The sequence below is a fragment of the Enterobacter sp. BWH64 genome, assembly GCF_001037645.1.
In the GTDB taxonomy this organism is placed as follows: Bacteria; Pseudomonadota; Gammaproteobacteria; order Enterobacterales; family Enterobacteriaceae; genus Enterobacter; species Enterobacter hormaechei_C.
The window spans coordinates 4,540,665-4,559,673 of sequence record NZ_KQ089922.1 but is presented as its reverse complement, the minus strand read 5'-3'; the positions used below and the strand labels follow the sequence as shown (position 1 = coordinate 4,559,673).

Annotated in this window: 15 protein-coding genes and 1 other RNA gene; 13 read left to right on the top strand and 3 right to left on the bottom strand. The window is 56.0% G+C overall.

Annotated features, from left to right (window positions below; translation table 11 throughout):
• Positions 1 to 74 precede the first annotated feature (74 nt).
• Positions 75 to 878, top strand: a complete 804-nt coding sequence (locus SK50_RS21670; protein WP_017693937.1) for a DeoR family transcriptional regulator — start codon at positions 75 to 77, stop codon at positions 876 to 878.
• A 161-nt stretch (positions 879 to 1,039) separates the two neighbouring features.
• Here the strand turns inward: SK50_RS21670 and garD are convergent, their stop codons facing one another.
• Positions 1,040 to 2,611 carry a galactarate dehydratase gene (gene garD / locus SK50_RS21665; protein ID WP_017382436.1) on the bottom strand — a complete coding sequence of 524 codons (1,572 nt, stop codon included), beginning with the start codon at positions 2,609 to 2,611 and terminating at the stop codon, positions 1,040 to 1,042.
• 367 nt (positions 2,612 to 2,978) lie between these two features.
• On the opposite strand from garD, the gene garL reads away from it, so the two are divergent.
• From garL to SK50_RS21615, 11 genes are all read left to right on the top strand, one after another.
• Positions 2,979 to 3,749 (top strand): 2-dehydro-3-deoxyglucarate aldolase, encoded by a 771-nt coding sequence (gene garL, locus SK50_RS21660; protein ID WP_003862676.1) that lies wholly within the window; start codon positions 2,979 to 2,981, stop codon positions 3,747 to 3,749.
• 21 nt (positions 3,750 to 3,770) lie between these two features.
• The gene (garR, locus tag SK50_RS21655) at positions 3,771 to 4,661 is read left to right on the top strand and encodes a 2-hydroxy-3-oxopropionate reductase (RefSeq protein ID WP_017382435.1); all 891 of its coding nucleotides are present in this window, start codon (positions 3,771 to 3,773) and stop codon (positions 4,659 to 4,661) included.
• A 56-nt stretch (positions 4,662 to 4,717) separates the two neighbouring features.
• Positions 4,718 to 5,863 (top strand): glycerate 2-kinase, encoded by a 1,146-nt coding sequence (gene garK, locus SK50_RS21650; RefSeq protein ID WP_045911539.1) that lies wholly within the window; start codon positions 4,718 to 4,720, stop codon positions 5,861 to 5,863.
• A gap of 32 nt (positions 5,864 to 5,895) precedes the next feature.
• Positions 5,896 to 6,272, top strand: an RNA gene (rnpB, locus tag SK50_RS22900) — RNase P RNA component class A.
• A gap of 672 nt (positions 6,273 to 6,944) precedes the next feature.
• Positions 6,945 to 7,865 carry a transcriptional regulator TdcA gene (gene tdcA, locus SK50_RS21645; RefSeq protein WP_006812085.1) on the top strand — a complete coding sequence of 307 codons (921 nt, stop codon included), beginning with the start codon at positions 6,945 to 6,947 and terminating at the stop codon, positions 7,863 to 7,865.
• A 96-nt stretch (positions 7,866 to 7,961) separates the two neighbouring features.
• Positions 7,962 to 8,951 (top strand): bifunctional threonine ammonia-lyase/L-serine ammonia-lyase TdcB, encoded by a 990-nt coding sequence (tdcB, locus tag SK50_RS21640; RefSeq protein ID WP_023304478.1) that lies wholly within the window; start codon positions 7,962 to 7,964, stop codon positions 8,949 to 8,951.
• Positions 8,952 to 8,961: 10 nt separating this feature from the next.
• On the top strand, positions 8,962 to 10,293 hold the full coding sequence (tdcC, locus tag SK50_RS21635) for a threonine/serine transporter TdcC (protein ID WP_006812083.1): 1,332 nt from the start codon (positions 8,962 to 8,964) through the stop codon (positions 10,291 to 10,293).
• Between the two features lie 30 nt (positions 10,294 to 10,323).
• Positions 10,324 to 11,532, top strand: coding sequence for a propionate kinase (tdcD, locus tag SK50_RS21630; protein ID WP_045344033.1), 1,209 nt, complete (start codon positions 10,324 to 10,326; stop codon positions 11,530 to 11,532).
• A gap of 15 nt (positions 11,533 to 11,547) precedes the next feature.
• Positions 11,548 to 13,842 carry a formate C-acetyltransferase gene (gene pflB, locus SK50_RS21625; RefSeq protein WP_017693941.1) on the top strand — a complete coding sequence of 765 codons (2,295 nt, stop codon included), beginning with the start codon at positions 11,548 to 11,550 and terminating at the stop codon, positions 13,840 to 13,842.
• A gap of 274 nt (positions 13,843 to 14,116) precedes the next feature.
• A complete protein-coding gene (locus tag SK50_RS21620; RefSeq protein WP_017693942.1) occupies positions 14,117 to 15,448 on the top strand; it encodes an SLC5/6 family protein in 1,332 nt (443 codons plus the stop codon).
• Between the two features lie 20 nt (positions 15,449 to 15,468).
• Complete coding sequence (locus SK50_RS21615) at positions 15,469 to 16,773, top strand: L-cysteine desulfidase family protein (RefSeq protein ID WP_017693943.1); 1,305 nt, start codon at positions 15,469 to 15,471, stop codon at positions 16,771 to 16,773.
• A gap of 80 nt (positions 16,774 to 16,853) precedes the next feature.
• Here SK50_RS21615 and SK50_RS21610 read toward each other — a convergent pair whose 3' ends face one another.
• Positions 16,854 to 17,555 (bottom strand): pirin family protein, encoded by a 702-nt coding sequence (locus tag SK50_RS21610; RefSeq protein ID WP_017382430.1) that lies wholly within the window; start codon positions 17,553 to 17,555, stop codon positions 16,854 to 16,856.
• Positions 17,556 to 17,659: 104 nt separating this feature from the next.
• On the opposite strand from SK50_RS21610, the gene yhaJ reads away from it, so the two are divergent.
• Positions 17,660 to 18,562, top strand: coding sequence for a DNA-binding transcriptional regulator YhaJ (gene yhaJ / locus SK50_RS21605; protein WP_003862655.1), 903 nt, complete (start codon positions 17,660 to 17,662; stop codon positions 18,560 to 18,562).
• A 38-nt stretch (positions 18,563 to 18,600) separates the two neighbouring features.
• Here the strand turns inward: yhaJ and SK50_RS21600 are convergent, their stop codons facing one another.
• Positions 18,601 to 18,966: a DUF805 domain-containing protein gene (locus tag SK50_RS21600; protein ID WP_015571946.1), complete on the bottom strand. Its 366-nt coding sequence runs from the start codon at positions 18,964 to 18,966 to the stop codon at positions 18,601 to 18,603.
• Positions 18,967 to 19,009: the final 43 nt, after the last annotated feature.

The following is a 19,009-nucleotide window of genomic DNA, read 5'->3' as shown; positions in this document are numbered from 1 at the left end:
TTGCATTCCCTCAAAAGAAAGGCGTTAATAAGCAAAACGAAATGAAACGAAAGTGTATTTACTAAGGAGCTCGTATGAGCAGCACCGATTCATCCGCAGAGAAGCGCATCACCGGCACCAGTGAAAGGCGAGAGCAGATCATTCAGCGGTTGCGGGCGCAGGGAAGCGTGCAGGTTAACGATCTTTCTCTTTTATTCGGCGTGTCGACGGTGACGATCCGTAACGATCTGGCCTTTCTGGAAAAGCAGGGGATTGCCGTTCGCGCTTACGGCGGCGCGCTGATTTGCGAAGGCAATGCCCCCGGCGTGGAGCCGTCCGTTGAGGACAAAAGTTCCCTTAATACGGCAGTGAAGCGCAGCATCGCGCAGGCGGCGGCTGAACTGGTGAAGCCGGGTCACCGCATTATTCTGGACTCCGGCACCACAACCTTTGAAATTGCCCGCATGCTGCGCCAGCACACCGATGTCATTGCCATGACCAACGGGATGAACGTGGCAAACGCGCTGCTGGAAGCGGAGGGCGTAGAGCTGCTGATGACCGGCGGGCACTTGCGCCGTCAGTCGCAGTCCTTCTATGGCGACCAGGCGGAGCAGTCCTTACAGAATTACCATTTTGACCTGCTGTTCCTGGGTGTCGATGCCATCGATCTCGACCGGGGGGTGAGTACGCACAACGAGGATGAAGCCCGTCTGAACCGCAAAATGTGCGAGGTGGCGGAGCGTATTATCGTTGTCACTGACTCCAGCAAGTTTAACCGTTCAAGCCTGCATAAAATCATTGATACTCAGCGGATCGACATGATTATCGTTGATGAAGGCATTCCGGCGGAAAGCCTTGAAGGATTACGCAAAAGCGGGATCGATGTGGTGCTGGTCTAAAGAGGCTTTTCCCCTCTCCCTAACCCTCTCCCTCAAGGGAGAGGGGGCCGTCTGTGCAGGCATTATTTTGTGGGGAACCCTCAGCCCCATAGGGGGGAGAGGACTGCCCGGTGCGGTTTTTTACCCTCTCCCTGGTGGGGAGAGGACAGGGTGAGGGGCCATCACGTCACCGGCGCCGGGTTAAACACCGCCAGCGAGTTATGCAATCCCCATTGATCGGAGAAGGTTTTCTTCCGCCCGCTTGCCACATCCAGAATGAAGTGGAACAGCTTCCAGCCCACCTCTTCAATACTCTCTTCCCCGGTGGCGATGGTGCCCGCGTTGATATCCATTAAGTCATACCAGCGGTTTGCCAGCTCGGTGCGGGTCGCCATTTTGATCACCGGTACCGCCATCAGGCCGTACGGCGTGCCGCGCCCGGTGGTAAAGACCTGTACCGTAATGCCGGACGCCACCTGCTGGGTACCGCACACGAAATCACTGGCAGGCGTTGCCGCGTAGATCAGACCGCGTTTGGTTGGTCGCTGGCCAGGGGAGAGCACTTCCACAATCGCGCTCTGGCCGGATTTGGCAATCGACCCGAGGGCCTTTTCCACCACGTTGGCCAGGCCGCCTTTCTTGTTACCCGGAGACGGGTTGGCGCTGCGGTCGGTTTTGCCCATGTCGAGATAGTTATCGTACCAGGCCATCTCCTCCAGCAGGCGTTTGCCCACCTCTTCGTTGACGGCGCGCGGCGTGAGCAGGTGGATAGCATCACGTACTTCGGTGACTTCGGAGAACATCACCGTGGCGCCGCAGCGCACGAACAGATCGGAGGCATAACCGACTGCCGGGTTGGCGGTGACGCCGGAAAACGCATCGCTGCCGCCACACTGTGTCCCAACGACCAGTTCAGAGGCCGGGCAGGTTTCACGCTGGCGTTTGTTCAGCTTCTCCAGATGGCGCTCTGCCACCTGTAAAATGTCGTCGACCATCGATCTGAAGCCGACATGGTGTTCATCCTGAAGTCGCACAACACTGGCATCGTCAACCGGAATGGCTTTCACATCCTCAGTACCCTGCAACAGGCGTTCTGGCTGCAATTTTTCACAGCCGAGACCAATCACCATGACCTCACCGCCAAAGTTTGGGTTAAGGGCGATATTGTGAATCGTGCGGATCGGCACGACCGCTGCGGGCGCGTTGATCGCCACGCCGCAGCCGTACAGGTGGTTAAGACCCACCACGCCGTCAACGTTGGGGTATTTCGGCAACAGATCGCGCTCAATAATTTTCACCACATAATCCACTACGCCCGCCACGCAATGCACGCTGGTGGTGATGCCAAGCAGGTTTTTGGTTCCCACGCTGCCATCCGCGTTGCGGTAACCCTCGAAGGTATAACCCTCCAGCGGAGGCAACGGCTCAGGGACGCGGGTAGCCAGCGGCAACGACTCCAGCGGCGGGGCGGTGGGCAGCTCAACCAGCGACTCCTCAATCCAGCTACCCTGCGGGATAGCGCGCACCGCATAGCCGATGACTTCGCCGTAGCGCACGATTTCGCCCTGCGCCGGGATATCGACCAGTGCGACTTTATGCCCCTGCGGAATGTGCTCAATCAGCTCCAGGCCATCCGGAAAGCGGGTGCCAGCTTTTAAGCCATTGTCGTTGACAATAATCGCCACGTTATCGGTATCGTGCACTTTTATATAGAACGCCGTCGGCGACGCCTGTCGAATTTCAATATCGGCCATTGTTCACTCTTCTCCAGCAAAATATCTGATACTAAATATAGCCAGATGGTTAATTGTTTCTTATTGAGGAAATAAAGAATGCCAGGAGAGGAAAGGTGAGAATGTGATCGCGATCGCTCCCGAACCACTAATCGTTGATTCTGTGCATCAGCGCCCACTGTGTTGGGCATATGCTCAAAATAGCGTGCCACTCCCGTTAGATAATTGAGCATTGAGACAATGTGCTGCCGGGTGGTGACGATTATACTGAATGACGATTTTATAACGCCAAAATTCAGTCAGGAAAATAAATATAACGCTGACGCTGAGTCGGAATAAATAAGAAAAGCTACTGGCTAAAACTGCGGAATTAAAAAAGGTATAAGTAATGAGTAACGACATCTTCCCGAATAAATTTAAAGCGGCCCTCGCGGCGCACCAGATTCAGATTGGCTGCTGGTCTGCGCTGGCCAACCCCATCAGCACCGAAGTGCTGGGCCTGGCCGGGTTCGACTGGCTGGTGCTGGACGGCGAACATGCGCCAAACGATATCAACACGTTTATTCCGCAGCTGATGGCGCTGAAAGGCAGCCACAGCGCGCCGGTGGTGCGTGTGCCCACCAACGAGCCGGTGATCATCAAGCGTCTGCTGGATATCGGCTTCTACAACTTCCTGATCCCGTTTGTTGAAACGGAAGAAGAAGCGGTGCTGGCCGTGGCGGCGACCCGCTATCCACCGGAAGGGATCCGCGGCGTGTCCGTCTCGCACCGCGCCAACATGTTTGGCACCGTGCCGGACTATTTCGCCCAGTCCAACAAGAACATCACCATTCTGGTTCAGATCGAGAGCCAGCAGGGGGTCGATAACGTCGACGCTATTGCCGCGACGGAGGGGGTAGACGGCATTTTCGTCGGCCCGAGCGATCTGGCGGCCGCCTTTGGTCATCTGGGCAACGCCAGCCATCCGGACGTGCAGCGCGCAATTCAGCACATTTTTGCCCGTGCCAAAGCGCACGGTAAACCGTGCGGCATTCTGGCGCCAGTGGAAGCCGATGCCCGCCGCTACCTGGAGTGGGGCGCAACGTTTGTCGCCGTGGGCAGCGATCTCGGCGTATTCCGCGCCGCCACGCAGAAATTAGCGGACGCTTTTAAAAAATAACCATCATTGAGGAAACAGATTATGACGCTGAAAGTGGGTTTTATTGGCCTGGGTATCATGGGCAAACCAATGAGCAAAAACCTCATCAAAGCAGGTTACTCACTGGTGGTTTTAGATCGGAATTCAGACGCGGTGGCAGAGGTGATTGCGGCTGGCGCAGAAACGGCGACAACCGCAAAAGCGATTGCTGAGCAGTGCGACGTAATTATCACCATGCTGCCAAACTCCCCGCACGTGAAAGAGGTGGCGCTGGGTGAGAACGGCATTATCGACGGCGCGAAGCCGGGTCTGGTGGTGATCGACATGAGTTCTATCGCACCGCTGGCAAGCCGCGAAATCAGCGAGGCGCTGAAAGCGAAAGGCGTGGAAATGCTGGATGCGCCGGTCAGCGGCGGCGAACCGAAAGCCATCGACGGCACCTTGTCGGTGATGGTGGGGGGCGATAAAGCCGTGTTTGACAAATACTACGACCTGATGAAAGCCATGGCTGGCTCCGTGGTGCACACCGGTGAAATTGGCGCAGGCAACGTCACCAAGCTGGCAAACCAGGTGATTGTGGCGTTAAACATCGCGGCCATGTCCGAAGCGCTGACGCTGGCCACCAAAGCGGGCGTTAATCCGGATCTGGTCTATCAGGCCATTCGCGGTGGTCTGGCGGGCAGCACCGTGCTGGATGCCAAGGCGCCGATGGTGATGGATCGTAACTTCAGGCCGGGCTTCCGCATCGATCTGCACATTAAGGATCTGGCGAATGCGCTGGATACCTCCCACGGCGTGGGCGCGCAGTTGCCGCTGACTGCCGCCGTCATGGAGATGATGCAGGCGCTGCGTGCGGACGGTCTGGGCACCGCCGATCACAGCGCGTTAGCGTGCTATTACGAAAAACTGGCGAAGGTTGAAATTGCTCGCTAATGACGTCCCGCCCGGTGGCGTTACGCTTACCGGGCCTACGGCTCAGGCATACAACTATGAAAATCGTAATCGCGCCAGACTCTTATAAAGAAAGCCTGCCTGCCACCGAGGTGGCGCAGGCGATAGAAAAAGGATTTCGGGAAATTTTCCCCGACGCTCATTACGTGTCTGTTCCCGTTGCTGACGGCGGAGAAGGTACGGTTGAAGCGATGATCGCTGCGACGCAGGGCACCTGGCAGCAGGCTGTCGTCACCGGCCCGTTAGGGGAAAAGGTGAAGGCCAGTTGGGGGATCTCGGGCGACGGTACCACCGCGTTTATCGAGATGGCCGCCGCCAGCGGCCTGGTGCTTGTTCCTCCCGCGCAGCGTAACCCGCTGGTCACGACGTCGCGCGGGACGGGGGAGCTGATCCTCAGCGCGCTGGATAAAGGCGCGCGCAACATCATTATCGGTATCGGCGGGAGCGCAACCAACGATGGGGGCGCGGGTATGATGCAGGCGCTGGGCGCGAAGTTTACGGATGCGAACGGGACGGAGATCGGCTACGGCGGCGGCAGCCTGATGGCGCTTAACCGGATTGATATTTCCGATCTCGATCCGCGTCTTCAGGGATGCGCAATCCGCGTCGCCTGTGACGTGACGAATCCGCTGGTCGGTGAAAGCGGCGCGTCGCGTATCTTTGGCCCGCAAAAAGGCGCCACGGAGGAGATGATCCTCGAACTCGACGCCAATCTTAGCCACTACGCCGGGGTGATCAAAAAATCACTGCGCATTGACGTCAACCGGGTTCCGGGGGCTGGCGCCGCGGGCGGCATGGGCGCGGCGCTGATGGCCTTCCTGGGCGCTGAGCTGAAAAGCGGCATCGAGATTGTCACTCAGGCGCTCAATCTTGAAGAACATATTCACGATTGCACGTGGGTGCTGACCGGGGAAGGGCGCATCGACAGCCAGAGCATTAATGGCAAAGTGCCCGTAGGCGTGGCGAGCGTCGCCAAAAAATACCATAAGCCGGTGATCGGGATTGCCGGAAGTCTGACGCAGGATGTGGGTGTGGTGCATCAGTACGGCATCGACGCGGTGTTCAGCGTACTGACCCGCATCGGTTCACTGGAAGAGGCGTTCCAGGGAGCGTATGACAACATTTACCGCGCCTCGCGGAATATCGCGGCCACATTGCAGGTAGGCATGCGTAGCCAGGGGTGACAGCGGCGCGCAAACCCTCTATACTGCGCGCCGAAGCTGACCAGACAGTCGCCGCTTCGTCGTCGTCCCTTTCGGGGGAGACGGGCGGAGGGGAGGAAAGTCCGGGCTCCACAGGGCAGGGTGCCAGGTAACGCCTGGGGGGGAAACCCACGACCAGTGCAACAGAGAGCAAACCGCCGATGGCCCGCGCAAGCGGGATCAGGTAAGGGTGAAAGGGTGCGGTAAGAGCGCACCGCGCGGCTGGTAACAGTCCGTGGCACGGTAAACTCCACCCGGAGCAAGGCCAAATAGGGGTTCACATGGTACGGCCCGTACTGAACCCGGGTAGGCTGCTTGAGCCAGTGAGCGATTGCTGGCCTAGATGAATGACTGTCCACGACAGAACCCGGCTTATCGGTCAGCTTCAACTTCTTACGAAACCCCGCTTCGGCGGGGTTTTTGTTTTCTGAAGGTTGCAGGCCGGGTAAGCGAAGCGCCAAACGACATCAATTCTCAATTTTGCGACGCTAAGCACATTTCACTATTTGGTTGACTTTGTGTTCCTCTCATCTGCTGCGCATGATCGCAATCACAAAATTTAACGCTATAAAATTAGAAAATTTTAGTGTTGAGCAGATGTTGTAAATGTTTAGTCAGTGATGCCGAATGTTATTCATTTGATAATTTAATATTGAATCTAAAAACATTCTTCTGGTGAATGTGTGATATATCCCACTCTTTAACCGGAAATTGAATAAATATTCCTGGTAAAGTTGATAAACCACAAAAATGTTTTAAAGGAACAATGGTGTTTTATTAACCTTTAATTGCCTGAAAGATAGCCTTTATTAATATTTTTAAGGCAAAAAAATTCACGCTGGTTATTGCCATAAAATAAATTTATTACCGCGTTTTTTATTGATCAATATCAGCGTAAATGCGTATTTTTATTGTAATAAGTATTTGATTTATAAAGACATAAATAGATTTCGGGTGCGGTTGAAAACAGAGCGTCCTGGCAAATTGTGAGTAACAGCACATACCCCCTGAAACAATATTGGGTAGAATCCGCTGCGTCATAGGGAAATAAGCGCAGAATATTATGAATACTATTATTCTACCGAAAACACAGCACCTCGTGGTATTTCAGGAAGTCATCAAAAGTGGCTCCATAGGTTCTGCTGCAAGACAACTGGGGCTGACGCAACCTGCCGTCAGCAAAATCATCAGCGACATCGAATCCTACTTTGGGGTGGAAGTGATGGTGCGTAAGAACACCGGCGTAAAACTCACTGCCGCCGGTCAGGTGCTGCTGTCCTACGCTGAGTCGATCACCCGCGAAATGAAAAACATGGTGAGCGAGATTAACAGCCTCAGTTTCAGTACCGTCATGGACGTCTCTTTTGGCTATCCGTCGCTGATTGGCTTCACCTTCCTGTCCGGGATGATCAAAAAATTCAAGGAAGTGTTCCCGAAAGCGCGTGTCTCAATGTATGAAGCGCAGCTCTCTTCATTCCTGCCCGCCATTCGCGATGGCCGGCTGGATTTCGCCATCGGCACGCTGAGCGACGGGATGCAGCTTCAGGATCTTCACGTTGAGCCACTGTTTGAATCCGAGTTTGTGCTGGTGGCGAGTAAATCACGAACGTGCACCGGCCCGACCAGACTGGCATCGCTCACGCACGAGCAGTGGGTGATGCCGCAAACCGATATGGGCTACTACAACGAACTCCTGACCACCCTTCAAGACAACCACATCAGCATTGAAAACATCGTCCAGACCGATTCCGTCGTCACCATCTATAACCTTGTCCTCAATGCCGATTACCTGACGGTGATCCCCCGTGACATGATTGCGCCATTCGGCTCGGACCAGTTTATTGTTCTGCCGGTGGAAGATGAATTACCCGTGGCGCGTTATGCCGCCGTGTGGTCAAAAAATTACAGTATTAAAAAATCGGCGTCAGTATTAGTTGAACTGGCAAAACAATATTCGTCGATGAATATCGAAAAACGACGATAGAAATAATGATGATTTAAAACACCCGGAGCGACGCTTTTTAACGCTCTGATACCCTGACTTTGCCTGAAAACAATGAATTATTATAACGAGGATATTATGCACATTACTTACGATCTCCCGGTGACCATTGAAGATATTCAGGACGCCAGAAAAAGACTGGCGGGAAAGATCTATAAAACCGGTATGCCGCGCTCGAATTATCTGAGCGAACGGTGTAAGGGTGAGATATTCCTGAAATTTGAAAATATGCAGCGTACCGGTTCGTTTAAAATACGTGGGGCGTTTAATAAATTAAGCTCGCTGACCGATGCGGAAAAACGCAAGGGCGTGGTGGCCTGTTCCGCAGGGAACCACGCGCAGGGGGTCTCTCTCTCCTGCGCCATGCTCGGCATCGACGGCAAAGTGGTCATGCCGATGGGCGCGCCGAAATCCAAGGTTGCCGCCACGCGTGACTACTCTGCCGAAGTGGTGCTGCACGGCGAGAACTTTAACGACACCATCGCCAAAGTGAGCGAAATCGTCGAGATGGAAGGGCGCATTTTTATCCCGCCTTACGACGATCCGAAAGTCATTGCCGGCCAGGGCACCATCGGCCTGGAAATCCTCGAAGATTTATATGACGTGGATAACGTGATTGTCCCCATCGGCGGCGGCGGTTTAATTGCCGGTATTGCGACAGCAATTAAATCCATCAACCCAACTATCAATATTATCGGCGTGCAGTCTGAAAATGTGCACGGAATGGCGGCATCGTATCAGGCCGGAGAAATAACCAGTCATCGTGTTACCGGCACATTAGCTGACGGCTGCGACGTGTCTCGCCCAGGTAATTTAACCTTCGAAATTGTTCGTGAATTAGTCGATGACATTGTGCTGGTCAGCGAAGACGAGATTCGCAACAGCATGATCGCGCTTATTCAGCGAAATAAGGTGGTCACGGAAGGTGCCGGTGCGCTGGCGTGCGCGGCGTTATTAAGCGGCAAGCTGGACCACTATATTCAGGGCCGAAAAACCGTCTGCATTATTTCCGGCGGCAATATCGATCTCTCCCGTGTTTCCCAAATTACCGGCTTCGTTGACGCATAAAGGATGACTTATGAGCAACACAGAAAGCATTATCGTTGGCCAGACAAAAACGTCCACCTGGCGTAAATCGGATACCACCTGGACGCTCGGCCTGTTTGGTACCGCCATTGGCGCAGGCGTGCTGTTCTTCCCTATCCGTGCAGGCTTTGGCGGCCTGATCCCTATCCTGCTGATGCTGGTACTCGCGTTTCCGATTGCGTTTTACTGCCACCGCGCACTGGCGCGTCTGTGTTTGTCCGGCAGTAACGTCTCCGGCAACATCACCGAAACGGTGGAGGAGCATTTTGGTAAGACCGGCGGGGTGGTGATCACCTTCCTCTACTTCTTTGCCATTTGCCCGCTGCTGTGGATTTACGGCGTCACCATTACCAACACCTTTATGACCTTCTGGGAAAACCAGCTCCAGATGCCCGCCCTGAACCGCGGCGTGGTGGCGCTATTCCTGCTGCTGCTGATGGCTTTTGTTATCTGGTTCGGTAAAGACCTGATGGTGAAAGTGATGAGCTACCTTGTGTTCCCGTTCATCGCCAGCCTGGTGTTGATTTCTCTCTCGCTGATCCCGTACTGGAACTCGGCGGTGATCGACCAGGTTAACCTGAGCGATATCGCCTTCACCGGTCATGACGGCATTCTGGTCACGGTGTGGCTGGGGATCTCCATCATGGTCTTCTCCTTCAACTTCTCGCCTATCGTCTCCTCGTTTGTGGTCTCCAAACGCGAAGAGTACGAACCAGAGTTCGGGAAAGAGTTTACCGAGCAGAAATGTTCCAAAATCATTGGTCGCGCCAGCCTGCTGATGGTGGCGGTGGTGATGTTCTTCGCCTTTAGCTGCCTGTTTACGCTCTCTCCGCAGAACATGGCGGACGCCAAAGCGCAGAACATTCCGGTGCTCTCTTACCTGGCGAACCACTTCGCGTCGATGTCAGGCAGTAAATCCACGTTCGCCACGGTGCTGGAATACGGCGCCTCCATCATCGCGCTGGTCGCTATCTTTAAATCCTTCTTCGGCCACTATCTGGGCACGCTGGAGGGGCTGAACGGTCTGATCCTCAAGTTCGGTTACAAGGGCGACAAGAAGAAAGTCTCCGTGGGCAAGCTGAACACCATCAGCATGGTCTTCATCATGGGCTCCACCTGGATTGTGGCCTACGCCAACCCGAACATCCTGGACCTTATTGAAGCCATGGGCGCGCCAATTATCGCCTCTCTGCTGTGCCTGCTGCCGATGTACGCCATCCGCAAGGCGCCTGCGCTGGCGAAATACAAAGGCCGGACCGAGAACATCTTCGTAACCGTGGTCGGCCTGCTGACCATTCTGAACATCGTGTACAAACTGTTTTAAACCAAAGCTCAGGAAGAGCGGAGCCATACCATGATTGAGTTTCCGGTAGTACTGGTCATTAACTGCGGATCGTCCTCCGTTAAGTTCTCGGTGCTGGACGCCGCAGGCTGCGATGCCCTGATGACGGGCATTGCGGACGGCATCAACACTGAAAAAGCCTTTATTTCCGTCAATGGGGGTGAGCCGGTCAGACTGGCTCACCAGGACTACGAAGGGGCGCTGGCCGCCATCGCCCTGGAGCTGGAGAAACGCAACCTGATGGGCAGCGTGGCCTTGATTGGCCATCGCATTGCCCACGGCGGCGACCTCTTCAGCGAGTCGACCCTGATCACGGAAGAGGTGATGGCGCAGATCCGCGAGGTCTCCCCGCTGGCGCCGCTGCATAACTACGCCAACCTGAGCGGCGTGGAAGCCGCCGGGCGCCTGTTCCCCGGCGTGCAGCAGGTGGCGGTATTTGATACCAGCTTCCACCAGACCATGGCGCCGCAGGCGTATTTGTACGGCTTGCCGTACCGCTATTTTGAAGAGCTGGGCGTGCGCCGCTACGGTTTCCACGGCACCTCTCACCGCTACGTGTCGGCGCAGGCGCACGCGCTTCTCGGGCTCTCTCCCGATGACAGCGGCCTGGTGATTGCCCATCTCGGCAACGGGGCGTCCATCTGCGCGGTGCGTAACGGCGTAAGCGTGGACACGTCCATGGGGATGACGCCGCTTGAAGGACTGGTGATGGGCACGCGCTGCGGCGACGTGGATTTTGGCGCGATGGCGTGGATTGCCCGGCAGACCGGCCAGTCGTTCGAGGATCTGGAGCGCGTGGTCAACAAAGAGTCCGGGCTGCTGGGGATCTCTGGCATCTCCTCCGATTTGCGCGCGCTGGAGAAAGCCTGGCATGACGGCAACGAGCGGGCGCGGCTGGCAATAAAGACCTTTGTCCACCGGATTGCGCGACATATCGCCGGTCATGCCGCGTCCCTGCACCGTCTGGATGGCGTGGTGTTTACCGGCGGGATCGGTGAGAACTCCGTGCTTATCCGCGCGCTGGTGGTGGAGCATCTTAAGGTGTTTGGCATCATCCTCGACGAGTCCAAAAATGCCCTGCCGGGCAGCGCGGGCGAGCGCGTGATCTCCACCGAGTCGTCCCGCGCGGCCTGCGCGGTGATCCCTACCAATGAAGAAAAAATGATCGCACTGGACGCCCTCCGTCTTGGGAAGGTTACTCCGGCTGCGGCTTACGCCTGATAAAGCGAGAATCTGATGAAAGTAACAATCGATACGGGCGTCGCGCCTTACAGCGACGCATGGGCCGGGTTTCGCGGTGAAGAATGGAAAAACGCCATTAACGTGCGCGATTTTATTCAGCATAACTACACCCCTTATGAAGGCGATGAAGCTTTCCTCGCGCAGGCGACGCCAGCAACGACGGCGCTGTGGCAGAAGGTGATGGTCGGCATTCGTCAGGAGAATGCTACTCACGCCCCGGTGGATTTTGACACCAACATCGCCACTACTATTACCGCGCACGGGCCGGGCTATATTGATCAGGAGCTGGAGACGATCGTTGGCCTGCAAACCGACAAGCCGCTCAAGCGCGCCCTGCATCCGTACGGCGGGATCAACATGATCCGCAGCTCGTTCGAAGCCTACGGTCGCGAGATGGATCCGCAGTTTGAATATCTCTTCACAGACCTGCGCAAAACCCACAACCAGGGCGTGTTTGACGTTTACTCCCCGGAGATGATGCGCTGCCGCAAATCGGGCGTGCTGACCGGTCTGCCGGACGGCTACGGGCGCGGACGCATCATCGGCGACTACCGCCGCGTGGCGCTGTACGGCATCAGTTATCTGGTGCGCGAGCGTGAACTTCAGTTCGCCGATCTCCAGGGGAAACTGGAGCGCGGAGAAGATCTGGAGGCCACGATCCGCCTGCGCGAGGAGCTGGCGGAGCATAAACGTGCGTTGCTCCAGATCCAGCAGATGGCGGCGAACTATGGCTTTGATATTTCACGTCCGGCGATGAATGCGCAGGAAGCGGTGCAGTGGGTCTACTTTGCCTACCTTGCCGCAGTGAAATCCCAGAACGGCGGGGCGATGTCACTGGGGCGCACGGCCTCGTTCCTCGATATCTACATTGAACGCGACATGCAGGCAGGAAGGCTGAATGAGGTGCAGGCCCAGGAGCTGATCGACCACTTCATCATGAAGATCCGCATGGTACGCTTCCTGCGCACGCCGGAGTTCGACACGCTCTTCTCCGGCGATCCGATCTGGGCCACGGAAGTGATTGGCGGCATGGGGCTGGATGGCCGTACGCTGGTGACCAAAAACAGCTTCCGCTACCTGCATACCTTGCACACCATGGGGCCTGCGCCGGAGCCAAACCTGACGATCCTCTGGTCCGAACAACTGCCGATCGCGTTCAAGAAATACGCCGCGCAGGTGTCGATCGTCACCTCCTCGCTGCAATACGAGAACGACGATCTGATGCGCGCCGACTTCAACAGCGACGACTACGCCATTGCCTGCTGCGTCAGCCCGATGGTGATCGGCAAGCAGATGCAGTTCTTCGGCGCACGCGCCAACCTGGCGAAAACGCTGCTGTATGCAATCAACGGCGGGGTGGATGAGAAGCTGAAGATCCAGGTGGGGCCGAAAACCGAGCCGCTGCTGGATGAGGTACTGGATTACGACACCGTAATGGCGAGCCTCGATCACTTCATGGACTGGCTGGCGGTGCAGTACATCAGCGCGCTGAATCTCATTCACTATATGCATGATAAATACAGCTACGAAGCCTCGCTGATGGCGCTGCACGACCGGGACGTCTACCGCACCATGGCCTGCGGCATTGCCGGGCTGTCGGTGGCGGCGGATTCCCTGTCGGCCATCAAATACGCCACGGTAAAACCGGTGCGCGACCACACCGGTCTGGCGGTCGATTTCGTCATCGAAGGCGACTATCCGCAGTACGGCAACAACGACGATCGCGTGGACAGTATCGCCTGCGATCTGGTTGAGCGCTTTATGAAGAAAATCCAGGCGCTGCCGACGTACCGCAACGCGGTACCGACGCAGTCGATCCTGACCATCACCTCCAACGTGGTTTACGGGCAGAAGACCGGCAACACGCCGGACGGACGTCGCGGCGGCACGCCGTTTGCGCCTGGCGCCAACCCGATGCACGGGCGCGACAGAAAAGGGGCGGTGGCGTCGTTAACCTCGGTCGCCAAGCTGCCGTTCACCTATGCCAAAGACGGGATCTCCTACACCTTCTCCATCGTGCCGCAGGCACTGGGCAAGGACGAGCCAGTGCGCAAAACCAACCTTGTCGGGCTGCTGGACGGATACTTCCACCACGAAGCGACCATTGAGGGCGGGCAACACCTGAACGTCAACGTGATGAACCGGGAGATGCTGCTGGATGCCGTCGCCCATCCGGAGAACTATCCGAACCTGACGATCCGCGTTTCAGGTTATGCGGTGCGGTTTAACGCCCTGACGCGCGAGCAGCAGCAGGACGTGATTTCGAGGACGTTTACGCAGGCGATGTAATACAGGCTTCATCTTCAGCCTCCTCAAATGGGGAGGCTTTTAATTTTGTGAACGCCGTCAATTTTAGAAAACTTACTCTCCTTTCTGCTATCCTGAATTAATATTATTCTCTCGTTTTAGAAAATCCCCATAAAAGTTGTGACTTTTTTCTCCCGCGCTCCGGATATGATCTTCCCATATCAATAACTCACACCTGCACCCTCTGACTCGCAATCGCTGGCGATCGGAACCTTATAAAAACAACCAGTTACCCTACAAAATAAGCGAGTGCCCAATGAATATGGCAACAAACAGCAGTGTGATTGTGAGTGATTCCCCTGCGGCAAGGCGGGCGGGAATGAGCGAAAGCGAATGGCGAGAGGCGATCAAATTCGACAGCACCGATACGGGCTGGGTCATCATGAGTATCGGGATGGCTATCGGCGCGGGCATCGTTTTTCTTCCTGTGCAGGTCGGGTTAATGGGGCTGTGGGTGTTTTTACTCTCGTCGATAATTGGTTATCCGGCTATGTACCTGTTCCAGCGCCTGTTTATTAATACGCTGGCGGAATCACCGGAATGCAAAGATTACCCGAGCGTCATTAGCGGTTATTTAGGTAAAAACTGGGGCATCTTATTGGGTGCGCTTTATTTCGTGATGCTGGTGATCTGGATGTTTGTCTATTCCACGGCTATCACCAACGACAGCGCATCCTACCTACACACCTTCGGCGTAACCGACGGTTTGCTGTCGGAAAATCCGTTCTACGGCTTATTCCTGATCTGCATTCTGGTCGCCATTTCGTCGCGCGGTGAAAAACTGCTGTTTAAAGTCTCCAGCCTGATGGTGCTGACCAAATTATTTGTGGTGGCGGCGCTGGGGCTTTCGATGATTGGCCTCTGGCATTTAGCCAACGTCGGTATGCTGCCGCCGATGGGCCTGCTGATTAAAAACGCCATTATTACGCTGCCTTTCACCTTAACCTCCATTCTGTTTATTCAGACATTAAGCCCGATGGTGATTTCCTATCGTTCACGGGAAAAATCCGTTGAGGTGGCGCGTCATAAAGCGCTGCGGGCAATGAATATCGCTTTTGGCGTGCTGTTTGTGACGGTCTTTTTCTACGCGGTCTCCTTTACGCTGGCGATGGGGCACGACGAGGCGGTAAAAGCCTACGAGCAGAATATTTCCGCCCTGGCAATCGCAGCACAGTTCATCAGCGGTGACGGTGCGGGCTGGGTCAAAATCGTCAGCGTGATCCTCAACATTTTTGCCGTGATGACCGCGTTCTTTGGCGTCTATCTCGGCTTTCGTGAGGCGACGCAGGGCATCGTGATGAACATCCTGCGCCGCAAAATGCCGGCGGAGAAAATCAATGAAAGCACCGTCCAGCGCGGGATTATGCTGTTCGCTATCCTGCTGGCCTGGAGCGCGATTGTGTTAAACGCGCCGGTGCTGAGCTTCACCTCCATCTGTAGCCCTATTTTCGGGATGGTGGGCTGCTTAATTCCGGCGTGGCTGGTCTACAAAGTGCCCGCACTTCATAAATATAAAGGCGTATCGCTGGTGATTATTGTGATTACCGGGCTGCTGCTTTGTGTTTCTCCTTTCCTCGCCTTCTCATGAGGTTAAATAAGGTCGTAACGATGTCTGAGCAAATTAATCCTTTATGGAACCATTTTATTCGCGCTGTGCAGGAAGAGGTAAAGCCTGCGCTGGGCTGTACCGAACCCGTCTCGCTGGCGCTGGCGTGCGCGATGGCTGCCGGACAGCTTGACGGTGAGGTGACGCGTATCGAGGCGTGGGTATCGCCGAACCTGATGAAAAACGGGCTTGGCGTAACGGTGCCCGGCACCGGTATGGTCGGTTTACCCATCGCGGCCGCGCTGGGGGCGACAGGCGGTAATGCACACGCCGGGCTGGAGGTGTTGAAAGACGCGTCGGCCGAGGCGCTAACGCGCGCCAAAGCACTGCTGAACGCAGGTCTGGTGCAGGTGAAATTGCAGGAGCCGTGCGAGGAGATCCTCTATTCACGCGCCTGCGTTTACGTCGGTGAATCCTCGGCGATGGTGACCATCGCTGGCGGGCACACTCGCGTGGTGGAGGTAGTTTGTCAGGGCGAAACGCGCTTCAGGCTTGACGATCGTCAAAGCCAGAACAACGACGATCCGCTGGCGGTGCTCTCGACCACCACGCTGTCGCAGATCCTTGAGTTTGTAGAGCAGGTGCCGTTCGACGCGATCCGCTTTATCCTCGATGCGGGGCGGCTGAACGATGCGCTCTCCCGCGAAGGTTTGCGTGGCAACTGGGGGCTGCATATTGGCGCGACGCTCAATAAACAGCGCGCACGCGGCTGGATGGCGCAGGATCTGGGTTCAGACATTATTATCCGCACCAGCGCAGCCTCGGATGCCCGCATGGGAGGCGCGACGCTGCCGGCGATGAGCAACTCGGGTTCCGGGAATCAGGGCATCACCGCCACCATGCCGGTAGTGGTGGTGGCTGAGCACGTTCAGGCCGATGACGAACGGCTGGCGCGGGCGCTGATGCTCTCGCATCTGTCGGCTATCTATATCCACTACCAGCTTCCGCGCTTGTCCGCGTTGTGCGCGGCGACAACGGCCGGAATGGGGGCAGCGGCGGGGATGGCGTGGCTGATGGGCGGTTCTTACCAGACCATTGCCATGGCGATCGGCAGTATGATCGGCGACGTGAGCGGGATGATCTGCGATGGGGCTTCTAACAGCTGCGCAATGAAGGTCTCGACCAGCGTTACCAGCGCCTGGAAAGCCGTGATGATGGCGCTGGATGATACTGCCGTGACGGGTAACGAGGGGATTGTGGCGCACGACGTGGAACAGTCTATCTCTAACCTGTGCGCCCTGGCGTGCCGCGCAATGCAGGCGACGGACCGGCAGATCATTGAAATTATGGCGAGTAAGGTGTTGTGATTTAATCCAACCCGTTACCCCTGACTCTAACCCTCTCCCATAGGGAGAGGGAACCGATCGAGCGAGGGGGCGTGTTGATCTTAAACCGGCAAATCAATCAGCAGCGCGCGCAGCGGCGTATCGGCAACCAGAGTGATATTCGCTTCGTCACGAATAAACGCCCCGTCACCGCAGGTGAGCGCTTCTTTCTCTTCCGTATGCGTGACCGCATGCACCGTTCCGTGAATGGACTGCAAATAGGCACGCGGGCCATGAAGCTGGAAGCTCGCCTGTTCACCTTTTTTCAGTTCGATATGGTGCAGCCACACCTGCTGGCGCAACTGCAAGCTGCCTTTGCTGCCGTCTGGCGAGGCAATCAGCTGCTGTTTACCGCCCTTCAGATCGATTTTTTGCACCAGCGGATTTTCCCGCTCCGGACAGGCATCCAGCCACAGCTGCATGCGGGTCAGCGTTTTATCTTTGCTGAGGTTATGCTCGCTGTAGCTAATACCTGGCTGCGTGGAAATTAACAGCGCCTCGCCAGCCTTTGCCTGGACATGATTGCCCTCGCTATCGCGGTATTCTGCCTCGCCTTCCAGGATCAGGTTCAGGATATCGACTTTAGGGTACGTGCGCGGCTGGAAGGACGCGCCCGGGGCGAGCACTTCCTGATTCAATACGCGCAGTGAAGCGTAACCGAGGAGTTTAGGGTCAAAGTAGTGTCCAAAGGAAAAGGTGTAGCGGGCCTGCAACCAACCGAAATCGGCTTGTCCGCACTGTTTCGCTGTTCTTGTCGTAATCATAAACTTGACCTCTCTTTACACTAAATCAATGGTAAAGGTATGGACGCTGCATTGTTAGCCAGATATTCTGCCTGGTATGTTCAAATTTCCTGAATGAGAACGAGATGGCTAAAGAGAGAGCATTGACGCTTGAGGCGCTTCGCGTCATGGACGCGATTGACAGGCGCGGCAGTTTTGCCGCGGCGGCAGATGAACTGGGGCGCGTTCCGTCTGCCCTGAGCTATACCATGCAAAAGCTGGAAGAGGAGCTGGATGTTGTGCTCTTTGACCGTTCCGGTCATCGAACAAAATTCACCAACGTTGGGCGGATGCTGCTGGAGCGCGGCCGCGTATTGCTGGAAGCGGCGGATAAGCTGACGACGGATGCCGAAGCGCTGGCCCGCGGCTGGGAAACCCATCTGACGCTGGTGACCGAAGCGCTGGTGCCCACCGAGGCGCTGTTCCCGCTGGTGGACAGACTGGCCGCGAAAGCCAATACCCAGCTGTCGATCATCACTGAGGTGCTGGCCGGGGCGTGGGAGCGTCTTGAGACGGGCAGGGCGGATATCGTGATTGCGCCGGACATGCATTTCCGCTCATCGTCAGAAATCAATTCGCGCAAACTGTACAGCGTGATGAACGTCTACGTCGCCGCCCCGGATCACCCTATCCATCAGGAGCCGGAGCCGCTCTCTGAGGTCACGCGCGTGAAATACCGCGGTGTGGCGGTCGCGGATACCGCCCGAGAGCGCCCGGTGTTAACGGTACAGTTGCTGGATAAACAGCCGCGACTGACGGTAACGTCGCTGGAAGATAAGCGACAGGCGCTCCTGGCGGGGCTGGGCGTGGCGACTATGCCGTATCCGTTTGTCGAAAAGGACATTGCAGAAGGGCGGCTGCGCGTCGTCAGCCCGGAATACACCAGCGAAGTGGATATCATTATGGCGTGGCGTCGCGACAGCATGGGCGAAGCCAAATCGTGGTGTTTGCGTGAAATTCCCAAGCTCTTTGCCCACCACAACAAATAAGCGTAGGCCCGGTAAGCGTATGCGCCACCGGGCAGAATTTACGCGCTTGCTTTAGGATCCGGACCAAAGCGGTTTTCGCCCGGCGTTCCGCTCTGACAGTTGAAAATCAAAATCACGATCCAGCCGATAAGCGGGATCAACAGCAACAGCAGCCACCACGCCGAACGATCGGTGTCGTGGAGACGACGAAACAGTACGGCCCATGATGGCAGCAGAACTAACACACCATAAATGGTGGTGAGAATGCCTTCACCCCCCTCGCGTTCCCAGCCGAGGATCTTGTCCACAATGCCCAGCACCATAATCAGGACGAAGTTCACCAGAACGAACATCCAGTACTCTTTACGGCGGGCACGGCCACCAAATCCAACGTAGTTGCGCAGTACTTTTAAATACCAGTCCATTTTTCCTTGCCTCTTAATCAGTCAATCACTTGTTTTCTAAGCG

Bases quoted from the DNA above. Each gene is read 5' to 3' on its own strand.
- SK50_RS21670 (WP_017693937.1), top strand. From the start codon at position 75: ATGAGCAGCACCGATTCATCCGCAGAGAAGCGCATCACCGGCACCAGT.
- garD (WP_017382436.1), bottom strand. From the start codon at position 2,611: ATGGCCGATATTGAAATTCGACAGGCGTCGCCGACGGCGTTCTATATA.
- garL (WP_003862676.1), top strand. From the start codon at position 2,979: ATGAGTAACGACATCTTCCCGAATAAATTTAAAGCGGCCCTCGCGGCG.
- garR (WP_017382435.1), top strand. From the start codon at position 3,771: ATGACGCTGAAAGTGGGTTTTATTGGCCTGGGTATCATGGGCAAACCA.
- garK (WP_045911539.1), top strand. From the start codon at position 4,718: ATGAAAATCGTAATCGCGCCAGACTCTTATAAAGAAAGCCTGCCTGCC.
- tdcA (WP_006812085.1), top strand. From the start codon at position 6,945: ATGAATACTATTATTCTACCGAAAACACAGCACCTCGTGGTATTTCAG.
- tdcB (WP_023304478.1), top strand. From the start codon at position 7,962: ATGCACATTACTTACGATCTCCCGGTGACCATTGAAGATATTCAGGAC.
- tdcC (WP_006812083.1), top strand. From the start codon at position 8,962: ATGAGCAACACAGAAAGCATTATCGTTGGCCAGACAAAAACGTCCACC.
- tdcD (WP_045344033.1), top strand. From the start codon at position 10,324: ATGATTGAGTTTCCGGTAGTACTGGTCATTAACTGCGGATCGTCCTCC.
- pflB (WP_017693941.1), top strand. From the start codon at position 11,548: ATGAAAGTAACAATCGATACGGGCGTCGCGCCTTACAGCGACGCATGG.
- SK50_RS21620 (WP_017693942.1), top strand. From the start codon at position 14,117: ATGAATATGGCAACAAACAGCAGTGTGATTGTGAGTGATTCCCCTGCG.
- SK50_RS21615 (WP_017693943.1), top strand. From the start codon at position 15,469: ATGTCTGAGCAAATTAATCCTTTATGGAACCATTTTATTCGCGCTGTG.
- SK50_RS21610 (WP_017382430.1), bottom strand. From the start codon at position 17,555: ATGATTACGACAAGAACAGCGAAACAGTGCGGACAAGCCGATTTCGGT.
- yhaJ (WP_003862655.1), top strand. From the start codon at position 17,660: ATGGCTAAAGAGAGAGCATTGACGCTTGAGGCGCTTCGCGTCATGGAC.
- SK50_RS21600 (WP_015571946.1), bottom strand. From the start codon at position 18,966: ATGGACTGGTATTTAAAAGTACTGCGCAACTACGTTGGATTTGGTGGC.